The 15,774-nt window shown below is 29.1% G+C and carries 12 protein-coding genes; 10 read left to right on the top strand and 2 right to left on the bottom strand.

What is annotated here, in order from left to right; translation table 11 throughout:
• The first annotated feature begins 46 nt into the window (after window positions 1–46).
• The 10 genes from H9661_RS07215 (at window position 47) to H9661_RS07170 (ending at window position 12,543) form a co-directional block, all read left to right on the top strand.
• Complete coding sequence (locus H9661_RS07215) at window positions 47–1,216, top strand: YibE/F family protein (RefSeq protein WP_143318259.1); 1,170 nt, start codon at window positions 47–49, stop codon at window positions 1,214–1,216.
• 391 nt (window positions 1,217–1,607) lie between these two features.
• Window positions 1,608–3,488, top strand: coding sequence for a beta-glucoside-specific PTS transporter subunit IIABC (locus tag H9661_RS07210; RefSeq protein ID WP_143318260.1), 1,881 nt, complete (start codon window positions 1,608–1,610; stop codon window positions 3,486–3,488).
• 138 nt (window positions 3,489–3,626) lie between these two features.
• Entirely contained in the window at window positions 3,627–5,069 is a 1,443-nt protein-coding gene (locus tag H9661_RS07205; protein WP_185966888.1) for a 6-phospho-beta-glucosidase, read from the top strand.
• A gap of 231 nt (window positions 5,070–5,300) precedes the next feature.
• A complete protein-coding gene (locus H9661_RS07200) occupies window positions 5,301–7,001 on the top strand; it encodes a pectate lyase family protein (protein ID WP_191768011.1) in 1,701 nt (566 codons plus the stop codon).
• A gap of 145 nt (window positions 7,002–7,146) precedes the next feature.
• The gene (locus tag H9661_RS07195; RefSeq protein ID WP_191768010.1) at window positions 7,147–7,941 is read left to right on the top strand and encodes a dockerin type I domain-containing protein; all 795 of its coding nucleotides are present in this window, start codon (window positions 7,147–7,149) and stop codon (window positions 7,939–7,941) included.
• Window positions 7,942–8,170: 229 nt separating this feature from the next.
• Window positions 8,171–8,809, top strand: coding sequence for a hypothetical protein (locus H9661_RS07190; RefSeq protein ID WP_143318263.1), 639 nt, complete (start codon window positions 8,171–8,173; stop codon window positions 8,807–8,809).
• A 19-nt stretch (window positions 8,810–8,828) separates the two neighbouring features.
• Window positions 8,829–9,167 carry a hypothetical protein gene (locus tag H9661_RS07185; RefSeq protein WP_143318264.1) on the top strand — a complete coding sequence of 113 codons (339 nt, stop codon included), beginning with the start codon at window positions 8,829–8,831 and terminating at the stop codon, window positions 9,165–9,167.
• Between the two features lie 12 nt (window positions 9,168–9,179).
• Window positions 9,180–11,624, top strand: a complete 2,445-nt coding sequence (locus H9661_RS07180) for a glutathionylspermidine synthase family protein (protein ID WP_191768009.1) — start codon at window positions 9,180–9,182, stop codon at window positions 11,622–11,624.
• Complete coding sequence (locus H9661_RS07175; RefSeq protein WP_191768008.1) at window positions 11,621–12,076, top strand: hypothetical protein; 456 nt, start codon at window positions 11,621–11,623, stop codon at window positions 12,074–12,076. The genes H9661_RS07180 and H9661_RS07175 overlap by 4 nt, the downstream gene beginning before the upstream one ends.
• Before the next feature lie 17 nt (window positions 12,077–12,093).
• Window positions 12,094–12,543, top strand: a complete 450-nt coding sequence (locus H9661_RS07170; RefSeq protein WP_191768007.1) for a hypothetical protein — start codon at window positions 12,094–12,096, stop codon at window positions 12,541–12,543.
• Between the two features lie 45 nt (window positions 12,544–12,588).
• Here the strand turns inward: H9661_RS07170 and H9661_RS07165 are convergent, their stop codons facing one another.
• Entirely contained in the window at window positions 12,589–14,652 is a 2,064-nt protein-coding gene (locus tag H9661_RS07165; protein ID WP_191768006.1) for a bifunctional glycosyltransferase family 2 protein/class I SAM-dependent methyltransferase, read from the bottom strand.
• A 219-nt stretch (window positions 14,653–14,871) separates the two neighbouring features.
• On the bottom strand, window positions 14,872–15,774 hold a 903-nt coding region (gene eno / locus H9661_RS07160), incomplete at its 5' end, for a phosphopyruvate hydratase (protein WP_191768005.1).

Here is a 15,774-nt window from a genome sequence, read left to right as displayed (position 1 = left end):
TTATGCACTCCTTATAATTTAAATATAGAAATAAAGGATGATAAATATGTTTTCTAAACTATTAAGTGACAGAAGAGCTATTATTAGAATAATGATTATAATGATATTAACCTTTGGGTTCTTTATATTTTTATATTTCTTTAATAAAGTAGATAAGCCTGAATTGATAAATCAGAAAGGCACTGAGTATGAGAAGGCTGTAGTTGAAGAGGTTCTAAAAGATAATATACAAGAAGATGGTTCACGTGTTGGAAATCAAGAAGTGAAGGTTAGAATGTTAAGTGGAAGTAAAAAAGGGGAGGTATTAAATGCTACAAGTGCATCAGGTTATCTTTATGGGGCTGGATGTAAGCAAAATATGAAGGTTATCGTTTCCTTAAGTACAGAAGGAAATGATTATGTGGCTTCGGTTTATAGTTATGATAGAGGAACCATTATTTATGCCTTTGTTCTATTATTTATGTTAATGCTTTGGGCAATTGGAGGGAAAAGGGGACTTAAATCTGCAATAGGACTTGTATTTACATTTGTTTGTATAGTTTTCTTATTTATACCAATGTTATATAAAGGATACTCACCATTCTTCGCAGCTGTTATTATAGGAATTTTAATTACTATAGTTACAATGTATTTAATAGCAGGCTTTAGTGTAAAAACAATATCATCTATTATGGGAACTATTTTAGGGGTAATTGCAGCAGGAGGAGCAGCAACATTATTTGGATACCTTGCCAAGATATCAGGATATAATGTAGCAGAAGTTGAGGAATTAGTATTTTTATCAACCAAAACCAATTTAAATGTGGGAGGAATATTATTTGCTGGAATACTTATAGCTTCATTAGGAGCTGTAATGGATGTTAGTATATCTATAGCATCTACTGTAAATGAAATTTATGATAAAAATAATAAATTAACTAGCAAGGAGCTTTTTATTTCAGGAATAAATGTAGGGAGAGACATGATGGGGACCATGGCTAACACTCTTATTTTAGCTTTTACAGGAGGAGCTATTAATACATTAATTTTAATATATTCCTATAGTATGAAATATAATCAAATTATTAATATGTATTCTATTGGAATTGAGATAATGCAAGGAATATCAGGAAGTATTGGGGTTATATTAACAGTGCCATTAGTATCGTTTATAACATCAAGACTTTTAAAGAGCAAATTTATTAAAATTCATAGTTATGATAAGTTAAGTGCTTAGAATTGGAGAGTAAAAAAATATAAGTAAAAATATTTTTATAAAAACTATTGACGATTATAAATAATGGGGATATAATAAAAACATAGATAACGCTTACATAAAGTGTTCATAAGAGTTTGGATTGTTACTGATTCGATCAGGCGATACCTTTGTTAATGAAAAGTGATTTTATTTATTCCTTTTTATTGATTAAGGTTTTTTTTATATCATAAATTTCTTAATGGATAAATGTAGCAATATATCTATAATAAATGAATAAATTTTGGATTGTTACTGGTAAAGCAGGCGAGACCATGATAGATAGAAGTTAAATATATTCTATCTGTTGAGGTTTCGCTTTTTTTATATACGAAATTATTATTATATTATTTATACAAAGGAGAGAGGAATTATGAAGTATGAAAGTTTAGCAAAAGACATTATAAAAAATGTCGGTGGCAAAGAAAACGTTAACAGTCTAACACATTGTATTACACGCTTACGTTTCAAATTAAAAGATGAGAGTAAAGCAAATACTGAAGTGCTTAAAAACATGGATGGAGTTGTAACTGTAGTAAAAAGTGGTGGACAATATCAAGTTGTTATTGGAAATCATGTACCAGATGTTTATGCAGATGTTGTTGCTATTGGTGGATTTGCAGCTGCTTCAGAAGGAGCTGAAGAAAAATTAAGTCCATTTAATAAATTTATAGATATTATTTCAGGAGTATTTACTCCAACACTTGGTGTGTTAAGTGCAACTGGTATGATTAAAGGCTTTAATGCTTTATTTGTAGCATTAGGACTTCTTAGTGATAAATCAGGAACATACCAAATTTTAAATGCAATAGGAGATTGTTTATTTTACTTCTTCCCAATATTCTTAGGGTTAACAGCAGCTAGAAAGTTTAAGGTTAATGAGTTTATTGGTATGGCAATCGGTGCAGTTTTAGTATATCCAAAGCTAACTGCACTAATGGCAGGAACACCACTTACTACATTGTTTGGTGGAAGCATAATTGAGTCACCCGTTTATGTAACTTTTTTAAATATTCCAGTTATATTAATGGATTATTCCTCAAGTGTTATTCCTATAATTCTTGCTGTATATGTAGGTGGAATAATTGAAAGATTTTTCAAGAAAATAATACCAGATGTTGTTAAAACATTCTTAGTTCCATTTTGCACATTACTTGTTGTTGCACCATTAACTCTTATCGTTATAGGACCTATAGCTACTTGGGCAGGTAAATTACTTGGAGCAGCTACAGTTGGAATTTATAATGTAAGTCCAATTATTGCAGGAATATTCTTAGGTGGATTCTGGCAAGTATTTGTTATCTTTGGATTACACTGGGGATTAGTTCCTGTAGCTATGAATAATATGGCAGTACTTGGTGGGGATCCTGTATTAGCATCTGTACTTGGAGCATCATTTGCACAAACAGGAGTAGTATTAGCGATCTTAATTAAAACAAAGAACAAGAAGTTAAAATCATTATCTATACCAGCAGTTATTTCAGGATTTTTCGGAGTTACAGAACCAGCTATATATGGAATTACATTACCTCGTAAGAAACCATTCATAATAAGCTGTATAGGAGCAGCAGTAGGTGGTGCCATTACAGGATTATTTGGAACTAAAACTCTTATGATGGGTGGCCTTGGAGTATTTGCTCTTCCAAGTTATATAGGGCCTAATGGATTAGATAAAGCATTTTATGGAGCAGTTATATCAATTTCAGTAAGTTTTGTGTTAGGATTTTTATTAATGATGTTTGCAGGATTTAAAGATGAAGGAGCAAAGGAAGAGCCTAAAAAAGAAAATTCATTAGTGAAACAAGAAATAGTCATAAGCCCATTAAAAGGAGAAGTTACACCTTTATCAGAAGTTAAAGATGAGGCGTTTTCAAAAGGAGCATTAGGCAAAGGGATTGCTATTAAACCAATAGAAGGCAAAATAATTGCACCAGTAGATGGAGTTTTAACAACTCTTTTCCCAACTTGTCATGCACTTGGAATTACAAGTGATAATGGAGCAGAAATATTAATTCATATTGGAATGGACACAGTTCAATTAGAAGGTAAGCATTTTACTCCTAAAGCAAAGCAAGGAGATATAGTAAAAGCTGGGCAAGTTATATTAGAATTTGATATAAAAGCTATAGAAAAAGAAGGTTATTCAACAATAACGCCTATAGTTGTAACTAATTCAGATAATTACTTAGATATTATTGAAACAGATAAAAAGTCTATTGATTATAAAGAAGATTTATTAACTGTAATGATTTAATAATATAAATAGAAAAGATAAATATTTAAGCAAAATTAATAAAATCCATAGGATTTCTTATATAGGAAGTACTATGGATTAAAAACATAATTTTTGAAATCAACAATGTATGTATGATTTTTTAGGAGGTATAATTTTATGATGAAAAATGCAAATAAATTACCAAAAGGATTTTTATGGGGAGGAGCTACTGCTGCTAACCAGTGTGAAGGTGGATATTTAGAAGGTAATAAAGGTTTGTCTACAGTTGATGTAATGCCATCAGGAAAGGATCGTTTTCCAGTAGGAATGGGCAAGCTTAAAATGTTAGAGTGTGATAAGGAGCATTATTATCCAAGCCATGAAGCTATAGATTTTTATCACAGATATAAAGAAGATATAGCTTTATTTGGAGAGATGGGATTTAAATGTTTCCGTCTTTCATTATCATGGGCTCGTATTTTTCCAAATGGAGATGATATTGAACCAAATGAAGAAGGATTAAAATTTTATGATGATGTATTTGATGAATGCTTAAAATATGGAATTGAACCATTGGTAACTATAACTCATTTTGATGTTCCAATGCATTTAGTAAAGACTATCGGTTCTTGGAGAAGTCGTAAAATGGTAGATTATTATGAAAGGTTATGTGAAGTAATATTTAATAGATATAAAAATAAGGTAAAGTATTGGCTTACATTTAATGAAATTAATATGCTATTACATTTGCCATTCATAGGAGCAGGTTTAGTTTTTGAAGAAGGTGAAAATGAAGTAGCAGTAAAGTATCAGGCAGCACATCATCAATTGATTGCAAGTGCTAAAGCAACCCAAATAGCACGTAAGATTAATCCGGAATTTAAAATAGGATGTATGTTAGCAGCTGGAAATACATATGCCAATACATGTGCACCAGAAGATGTATGGAGGTCAATGGAGAAGGATAGAGAAAATTATTTCTTTATAGACGTTCAGTCTCGTGGGGAATATCCTAACTATGCAAAGAAGATGTTAGAAAAATTAAATATAAATTTAGAAATGGAAGCTGGAGATGAAGAAATTCTAAGAAATAATACAGTTGATTTTATATCTTTTAGTTACTATTCTTCTAGATTAACTAGTGCGGATCCAAAAGTTATTGGAGAAACAGAAGGAAATGTATTTGCTACATTAAAGAATCCATATTTAAAGGCAAGTGAATGGGGATGGCAAATTGATCCATTAGGACTTAGAATTACAATGAATTCACTATATGATCGTTATCAAAAACCATTATTTATTGTTGAAAATGGACTAGGTGCTGTGGATAACCCAGATGAAAATGGTTATGTAGAAGATGATTATCGTATAGATTATTTAAAAGAACATATAAAAGCAATGAAGGACGCAGTAAACGAAGATGGAGTGGAACTTATGGGATATACACCTTGGGGATGTATAGATTTAGTAAGTGCATCAACAGGAGAAATGAAGAAACGTTATGGATTTATTTATGTAGATAAAGATAATGAAGGAAATGGGACTTTGAAAAGATCGAAAAAGAAGAGTTTTGAATGGTATAAGAAGGTTATAAATACAAATGGAGAAGATTTAGAGTAAAAATAATTTAAGTTATTAAACCTTAACAATGTAGATAGAGGCGTTGTTAAGGTTTTTTTGTGAAAATAATTAGCTCAATTGGAATAATATTGTCATTCTATATTGACAATATTTATATTATTTGTGACAATTATAATACCATTAACATATTAATTTGGTTAAATATAAATAGAACTGTGAAAATTTGGTTGTGCTTAATATATATAATAAGAATAAGAAAGGAGTGGGGAAATGGGAAAAAGATTGAAGAAGAACTTTCAATTAAAAAAAGTTTCAGAAGGTATAATAGTAACTACCTTGGTGTCTGCAATTATTATGACTCCTTTAGTACATGCAAGTGCTTCGGTTTATAGTACAAGCTCTTCATTGATGGAAGTAATGGGAAATGTTAATCCTACAGTTTCTATATTAGATAGTAAAGGATGGTTAGAATCAGCTAATGTTAAATGGGCTCCTGTGGAGGGGGCTACAGGATATAATGTTTATTATAAATTAGCAAATGATATAGACTCTGAGTATAAACTAATAGAAAATAAGTTAGTTAGACAATATAAAACATATTTAAGAGCAGATATTTTAGGCCTTTCAGAAGGAAACTATTTAATAAAAATAGTGCCTATAATAAATAACGAAGAAGTAACCTCAAAGGAGGAAATTACACAAAGTATTAAGGTAAAAGCAAATACTAGGGAAGGTTTTGCTTTTTCTTTAGAGTCACCAATGAGGACAGGCTCTGGAGGATATAATAATGACGGTACTGTAGCAAGAGATGCTCAAATAATATATATTACAAAAGATACAGTAAATACAGTGGAAGCAGACGTTATAGCAAATAAAAAAGGAACAAGAGTTACTTGTACAGGACTTGTTGATATTTTAGCAAAACGTCAAAAAGGTTATGATAAAAGGCCACTTATTATTCGTATGATAGGAGAAGTAAAGTCATCTGATATTGATAGTCTTAATAGCAATGGATACTTGCAATTAAAAGGTTGTTATAATGTTACATTTGAAGGGGTAGGAGAAGATGCTACAGCTTATGGATGGGGAATTCTTGTTAGAGATGCTCACAATGTAGAAATAAGAAATGTTGGTTTTATGATGTTCCCAGATGATGCTATTTCACTTGACACAGACAATGAGAATATTTGGATACATAATAATGATATTTTTTATGGAGCAGAAGGAAGTGATAATGATCAAGAGAAAGGTGATGGATCTAGTGATGTGAAAAAATCAGATTATGTTACAATTTCATATAATCACTACTATGATTCTGGAAAGTGCTCACTTTGTGGAATGAATGATACAGAAGATTTCCATGTAACATATCATCACAATTGGTTTGATCATTCAGATTCAAGACATCCACGTATAAGAGTTGGTACAGTTCATGTATATAATAACTATTTTGATGGTAATTCAAAATATGGAGTTGGAGTTACTAAAGGCTCATCTGCTTTTGTTGAAGCTAATTATTTTAGAAATTGTAAATATCCAATGTTAACATCTTTGCAAGGGACTGATATTTATAACAAGGCAAGAGGAAATTTTTCAGGTGAAGAAGGGGGCATGATTAAGGCATATAACAATAAGGTAGAAGGTGCTGAAAGACTTGTTTATGCTAATGATAATTCTAAGGAATTTGATGCTTACTTGGCAACGACAAGAAATGAGGCGGTAACAAGTGCCTTTAAGTCTGTAAATGGGAAAAATACTTATAATAATTTTGATACAAGTGCAGCTATGTATGACTATGCACCAGATGCGCCAGAAGATATAGAAGGGAATGTTACCACTTATGCAGGAAGAGTCAATGGTGGAGATTTTACATGGGTTTTTACAAAATATGATGATTCTGATTACAATGTAAATAGTGCTTTACTTGATAAAATTAAAAATTATAAATCAGATTTAGTATCTGATCGATAAGAATCTTTTAGAAAATAACAGGTTTTTCAATTTAACAACACACCCTATATATTTACAAAAATTGATTTAAACTCATATATAGTATATAATTAACTTTAAGGAAAATGTTGATTATAGATACATATTATGGGTGGGGGAGTTATTTATGAAGAAAAAGCTTATTGCATTTATTGCAACATTAGTATGCAGTGCTGTACTTGTAAGTCCTATTAGCACTTGTGCAAAAACAGCAAATTTTTTACCTGGGGACGTTAATGGGGATGGTCTTGTAAATGTGGATGATTTATCATTATTAAATAGATATTTAAATGCTGATGATGATATTGATTTAGTTTATGATAATGGAGATATTAATGAAGATAGCAATATAGATAATAATGATTTAACCATTTTACAAACTAAAGTTATTACAAAAATAAAAGGTGATGTAGATGGAAATGGTATTGTTAATATTGATGATGCTAATCGTTTAAAGAAATATCTAGTTGGTACAAAGGTGGAATTTGTAAAAGAAAATACAGATTTTAATGGAGATAATTCTATAGATATTTTAGACTTACAGCTTTTATATGAAAAACTTAATACTAATATAAAAGGTGATGTAAATGGTGATGGCGTTCTTGATACAGATGATTATATGCTTTTGAAAGAGTATATTACTGGAAAGGAGAAGTCAATAGTACAAAAAAATGGGAACTTAAATGGTGATGATGTCATAAATGTTGCGGATTTGGTGGAGCTAAATGAAAAGCTTACTATCAATATAAAAGGTGATGTTAATGGTGATGGAGTTGTTAATGAGAAAGATATTAATAATTTAAAGGCATACCTTATGGATTCTGATGTGAAAATAGTGAACGAAAATTCAGATCTAAATGGTGATGGAGCAATTGATATTTCAGATTTAATGGGTTTGAATAAAATAATTTATAAAGAATAATATTATAATAAAATATACTTGCTTTGAGAATGTAGTTGGATTTTTATAAAATTGCTACATTCTTTTTTTATAGAATCAGCAGAAAATACTTGGAATTAAGAAGGTTTAAAAAAAATATTCATGGCAAGTTAGAATGAATTTTCGAAATATATGTAAAACATTGAAAAGTATGCTATAATATTCTTCATATATTTTAATAAATTCATGTAAAGGAAAGTGATGAATAATATTGGATAGATTGATAGAAAGCTATGATAACTGGCGTAAAAACAGCAGCATTTTTGAATGTTATGTAAAAAGTACAACATTAGCATCATTATCAACAGTAGATTTAGAAAAAGTAGATATTACAAAGTGTAAGGATATTAAAGAAGAAAATAAAGAGAGCTTTAAATTACTAGAGGCTAAGATAAAAACTAGTTTAGATAATGTATTAATAATTAGTGATCTTGAGGCAGAAGAGAATTTGGATTTTAGTATAATGCTAAATAATAATTTAAGTATAAAGCCTATTTTATCAATTAATCATATAGCTCATAATTATGGATTAATAGGTAACAATGTAATTCATAATAAATTGGTGAATTATTCCTTGAAGTTCAAGGATATAGAAGAAGTAAAAGGATATTGCTTTATTTTAGATAATGGAAGATATAAAGATAATGATGATTATTTAGATCCTCTTGTCTTTAATAATCAATATGAAGTAACTGAGGAAGAATTACCACATAGCGAAGTTTTGAAAATGATGAATATAGACAGCTTAATGTTCATATATAGAAACAGAATTAAAGAAGATATACAAAAATACTTAGACTATTTAAAGGGAGAAAAAATAAATATAGTTTTTATTGATTTAGAAAGTTAGAAATATAGGGGTGGTAAAAATGAAGAATAAAAAAGTTCTATCTTTAACTATGGCTACAGTTATGGCTATTAGCGGGGGTGCTGTATTAACAGGCTGTGGCAATGCAAAATATAATAATTTCAAAGAAGTTGTAAAAGAACAAGATAAAGAAGATCAAGAAGCACAAAATAATAATATCTTTAGAGGAGGATATATGGGACATTCATTTTTCTATTTACCTGGTAGTGGTAATTCTCATTTTGATTCTTCAACAAGTTCTGGATGGAAAAGTTGGTCAAGCAAACCTTCTAGTGCATCTTCTGTAGTATCTTCAGATGGCAGTTATAGTTCATCAAAATCTACTAGCTTTACAGGTTAGGAGATAGATAAATTGGATAATAAATTTATTAATGAACTTTTATTTAAATATCATATGGTCCACTCGACAAGGAATCATGATATTTTCACTAAAGAGCCCTTTTATTTAGAAGATAAGTATCATAATATTTTTAATGAGACATCTACTAAAATAAATAATCTTGTTAATAGAATTATAGAAGGAATTAATGGAGAGTTCAATGATTTAGTTCCTTATATACCAGAGTTTCCTTATAAAGAAGAAATATTGGCACTTAAAAATCCTCTAGCACCTTTACTTTGGACAAGATATGATGGATTTGTAAAAGACGATGGTTCAGGAGTGTTTTATAGTGAATTAAACTATGATAAGCCCTGTGCACAAAGAGAAATAATGGTAATGGAATCTCTAGTTAACAGTAAGGAGAATATAAATATAGGATTTATAGAAAAACTTAAAAATAACTTCTATAGTATATGCAATGATTATTTTAAAGATAAGGATAAGCTTACTATAGCTCTTCTAAGCTCATCTTCGAGAGCAGAAGAAACTCATCTAATGATGTTATTTAAAGAATTATTTCAAAATGAAAATTTTAAGTTTGTAATATGTAATAATACTAATTTTCAATATATTGATAATTCTATATATTCTTTTGAGAAAAAGATTGATGTAATATTAAGGTTATATCCTACTGAATACTTTAAGGAAGTAAGTTGCTTTTCTGAAATGCTAAGGTTATTTGAAAATGGAAAGCTGCTACTATTGAATGATCCGAGGGTGATTATTGGGCAATGCAAAAATCTTTATAGTTATCTTTGGAAGTTGGTAAAAGAAAAAGATTCTAGGTTGTCTGAAAGTGAGGTAGACGTAATAAATAAAAGTTTGCCTTATACTGAATTATTAAATATAGATAATATACAAAAGGCTGTTGAAGATAAGGATAGATGGGTGATAAAGCCTGTATATGGAAGGTATAGTATAGATGTGTTTATTGGTGAATTGTATTCACAAGAAGAGTGGAAACAATGTATTGATTATGTGATTGAAGCTTTGAAAAGTGGAAAATCTTTCATTTTGCAAAAGTTTTGTAAAATCAGAGAGGATATGGCTCCATACAGCAATGGTATTTTCACAAAGAGGGTAGAAGCTTTTGCTAATTTAGGGATTTTTATATCTATAAAAGATTATATAGGAACCTGTGTTAGGTTTAATCCTTCTTACTTAACAGAAGAGGAGAATACATGGATAACCCCTATTTTGAATAAAAAAGAATGTTTTAAAACTATTAATACAAATATAGATTATAGAAAGTTTACTAGTTCTCTAATTAGATTTGGATTTTGTGGCAGTTATTGCAGGATTTCTGAATATATCAAAACCAGTCCTTTAGTATTAAATAAAAGCAAATATGAAGAATTGAAAAGTCTTACAAATGAAATAGCTTTAATATTTAAAAAAGTTCAAAGCTTTGTAGGAGATAACATTTCTATTTATAAAGATGCATTTAATTTAGAATACTTAGAAAAAGTGATTAAGAATTCAAATACTGAAGAACTTTGTTTACTTGGAAGAATGGATTGGATTTTAGATACAAATGGAGTATGGAAAGTACTTGAAATTAATTCAGAAACTCCAGCTGGTATATGTGAAACAATGTATATTTCAGAAGAGTTACTAAAAGAAGTTAAGATATCTAACTTACAGAACATTAATAGTGAATTTAAAGAAAAAGTATTAAAACAAGTTAATAAGATGATAGATGAATATTCTAAGGTGAAAAGAATAGAGAAAATTGCTATTGTAGGAAGTTTATATTATGAAGATTGGTATACTATCAATACTATAAAGAATATCTTATCAGAGCTTAATGGTATTACTATAACTTTAGGGAATATTTATGATCTAAAGGTTAGTGAAAAAGGAGAGGTATCTTTGTATGGTGAGAAAGTTGATGCCATTTTTAGATACTATCCTTTAGATTGGTTAGAGTACAAAGAAACAGAAGATTTAGCAAGGTTAAAGTATGCCTTAGAAAGTAATAATGTAATCTCTCTAAATAATACTAGTAGCATTATATCTCAAAACAAAATGTTTTTTGCTTTAATTTACGAACTTCTAAAATTCAATTTCTTTAATGAAAAAGAAGCCTTACTCATAGAAAAGCATATACCATACACAACTTTAGAAGCAAGTGAAATGAGAACAAATGATTTTGTAGTAAAACCAATCTTATCTAGAGAGGGGAAGGGGATCACCTTGTCTAGAAATATTATAAATATAGATGAGTTTAATGAAGGTTATATATTTCAGGAATATATATTTTCAGAGACGAGTGATAATAGGTATCCAGTGTTTGGTACGTATTTATGTGGAACTGAATTTGCAGGAATATATACCAGAGTTGGTACAGAGATAACAGATGTGAACTGTATGTACACACCTACTTATGTAGAAATGGAGGATGGGGAAATATGATGCTAAACAAAAATACATCAAATAAGAAGAAGTATATTATAATTTGTGTGATTGTGGTCATAGTAGGTATTGTAGTCTATGGTGTTTATAAACATAAGAAAAGTGAAACTTTAGAGTTACCTCCTTATACAGAGGAGTATAAAGGAGAAGCAAATTTGGTTGATGTTGAGGGGTTTATGTTTTCAGAATTATATAATAGTTCAAAAGATAAGACATACTATCGTTTTAAGATAAACCAGGACAATAAAGAGTCCGTTGACATTGAAGTAACAGATCTTGATTGTACTACAAATTATGCAGATAATACAGATGTAGATTATAAGGATAAGTTAGGAAAAGTATATTTTTTTGAGAGAACTTATAAATTAAGTGATTCAGAAACTATTAAAAGAAATGTTTATAAGGTATATGTTCTTAAAGACAAAGTAAAAGAAGTTTCTATAAATGATTAAAGGAAAGGGGAAAATTTATGATTAATATAAAAAGTTTAAATGATTCAAATTCACAAATTGAAATTTTAGATATGGTATCAGAGGTGAATATATTTATGACACTATCTGATTATGATAAATCTAATCCAGAGGTAACAGCAGAGTGCAACTCATATAATTGTGTAAAATTAATGGATAATACTTTGCTCTACGTAAGTGAAGAATATAAACACTATATAAATTTAAAATATGTAATGGCAATAACATTAAAAAAGTACAATAATGGTTATGAAATTAATAGTGAAACAGCTTACCTATATGATACTTTAGCTAATTATAATTCAGAAAAGGCTATTGAGTTAACTTACTATGGGGAAGTAAAAGAATATTATAGCGGAACAGATAAGTACCTCATATTAGAGGATAATGAATATTTTCATATAATTAATGTAAGTAAATTAGGAGCAGTAGTTGTGAAAAATAATTAGAATAAGGAAACCTACGATAAACAAAATCGTAGGTTTTTTAAACATTTAGGCAAGTTGATTAATAAGAAAAGCTTTTAATTCTTCTATATTATCATTGCTTTTATCTAGAGAATTTATATATTCTAATGCAAGTTTATGTTCTTTTGCTAGGCTTAAAGCACAAGCCAAGTTATAAACTATTTCTAAATCTTTAGGATCTAACTTGTAGGCTTTTTCCAAGAGAGGTATTACATAGCCTTCTAATCCACATTCAAAACACTTGATTCCTAGAGAGTTTAATATTTTGCTTTTTAATATTGTATTTTTTTCAACAGCTTCGATAATGTATTCAAAGCTTATATTTTCAATTCTAATCAAATCGATAAGTTTAGTTAATACCTTGTTGTTATCAGAATTTATATCCAATTTTCGTAAGAAAAAGTTAACTTCGTTTCTTATGTTTTGTGCTTTTTCTAGTAACTCATTGGTCTTATCATAATTTTGAGCTTTAACTATATATTGATAGGTAGTTAATTCTCCTTTTATAGTTTCTTTTTTACTAGATATACTGCTTATCTTTTCTATAAAATCAATATCTTCATTATTTTGTGGTGCATTATTAACGGAATATATTGATAGATTATTGTATTGTGCCTTTGTGAATAAAGTTTGTATTTCATTTAATGTAAAGAATCTTAAATGAGTTCTATCTAAAATTCCGGCATCTGTATAAGTCCAATTACCATTAATTAAATCTTTTAGTACTGTATAGTTTAAGACATTTGGTATGCTAGCCAAAATATATCCGTTGCTTTTTAAATATTTTTTTGCAGTTTCTAATGTTCTCAATGGATCATTTAAATGTTCTAAAACATCTGCAAAAATAATATAATCAAAAAAACCTTCATCATAATTAAGAGAAGAAGTTTCAACATTTTCAGCTGTAACGGTGGCGAAAGTTTTTGCTATTTCAGCAGCATTATCATTAAGTTCAATACCATAAAGATTGGCATTAGGATATTTATTTTTTATTTCTAACAGGGTAGCGCCGCAAGCGCATCCAATTTCAAGGACATTAATACTTGTATCAGCAGGCTTATCTAAAAGCCCTATTATCTCATTTCTTATAAGGAGAGAATAAAAAGGATTAAATCCCCACTTTGTTTTAAATTTATTTTCATTAGTTTTAAATATATCTAGTGATACTTGGGAGTTTGTAACACCTAAATTTAATACAAAACTATCTTTACAAAGGATATTCTTATAACCAGATTTTAGCACCCTTAAAGAAATATCATCATCTTCAAAATTCCTAGGATTAAATTGTTCATCAAATAATCCTATTTTGTTTAAAACAGTTCTTTTAAGGAATAGAGCATATCCAACTAACTTTAATCTAAAATCATACTGGTTATCATTTGGGATGTTGCATGTTAATGAATAATTAATATATTCAGAGATATCATTAAACCCTTCTGGTATTGCTTGATAATATCCAACATTATTACTAACTGGACTAACAGCACCTATTGAGTTTTCAGAGTATAATGCCATTCTCAAATTAAATATTGAGTTTGGAAGTACTATGACATCATTATTTAACACAAATACATCATTAGTTTCTTTAGCAAGATTTATTCCTTGATTATATCCAGCAGGAATTCCTTTATTTTCACTGTTAAGTATGTATTTTATACTTTCTTCAGACTTCAACCATTCAGATGTACCATCACTAGAGTTGTTATCTATTATAATAATTTCATAGTTGTCCAAAGTATTATATTTTTTTATGCTATCAATGCAGTTCTTTGAATATTCTAAGTTATTATTTGTTATTATAATAATTGAAAAGTCACTTACTGAAATTGCGTTAAGATCTTTTAACTTATTGATTTCTAATAGAATATTATCTTTAGATTCATTAGTTTTACAATAATTCAATGCATTTTCAAAGCATAAATATGCGCAATTATAATTTTTCTTTCCAGCATAAGCTAAACCCATATAAAAATATAAGTCACTGTCATAAAGATCAATTGCAAGAGCATTCTTTATGTTTTCTATGGCTAAATCAAATAAAGATTTATTCAAATTTGCAAATACGACATTTTTTAATTCTTGTAGTTTCATGTGTACCTCACTTTATTTTCAAAAATTTAGTTGATTAAATTATTATCGTGATTTTTTGCTGAAACTTAAGTTGGGGATTTAAGGAAAATTTTGTAGTGAATGTTTTTTTGAATAAATTGAGTTAGAAATGATTAACTAAAAAAAACCGTATGTTTATTAATAAAAGATATTAAAAATAGAAAACTACTAAGACAATATATTGTCTTAGTAGTAGCCTTGTTATCTAATACTGAAGAAAGCTTTTCTTCCTCTATATTCAGCAACACTTTCTAGTTCTTCTTCTATTCTTATTAATTGATTATACTTAGCAACTCTTTCGCTTCTTGCTGGAGCTCCTGTTTTTATTTGCCCTGCATTTACTGCTACTACAAGATCTGCTATAGTTGTATCTTCTGTTTCTCCTGATCTATGTGATACTACTGCTGTATATCCTGCTCTGTTTGCCATTTCTATAGCATTTAATGTCTCTGTTAGAGTTCCTATTTGATTTAGTTTTATAAGAATTGAATTAGCTACACCTTTTTCAATTCCTGTCTCTAATCTGCTTGTATTTGTAACAAATAAATCATCACCAACCAATTGAACTTTTTTACCTAATCTATCGGTTATTAGCTTCCAACCTTCCCAGTCTTCTTCTGCCATTCCATCTTCAATTGAGATAATAGGATATTTATCTACCCATTTTTCAAGGAAATCAACCATCTCTGCAGCTGTTAATGTCTTTCCTTCATGTTCTAAAACATATTTTCCGTCCTTATAATATTCAGAAGATGCAGCATCTATTGCTATGAACATATCTTCTCCTGGTTTATAACCTGCTTTAGTAATAGCTTCTATTATAACTTCTATAGCTTCTTCGTTAGATTTTAGATTAGGAGCAAATCCCCCCTCATCACCTATTCCAGTTGAATAACCTTTTTCATTTAAAGTCTTCTTTAATGTATGATATACTTCTGCACACATCTTTAAGGCATCTGAAAATGTTCCTGCACCAACTGGCATAACCATGAATTCTTGCAAGTCTACTGAGTTATCAGCATGAGAGCCACCATTTATAATATTCATCATAGGTACAGGCAATACCTTTGCATTTACCCCACCTATATATTGATATAATGGTAA

The sequence above is a fragment of the Clostridium cibarium genome (assembly GCF_014836335.1).
Classification (GTDB): Bacteria; Bacillota; Clostridia; order Clostridiales; family Clostridiaceae; genus Clostridium; species Clostridium cibarium.
This window is presented reverse-complemented; position numbering and strand designations above follow the sequence as displayed.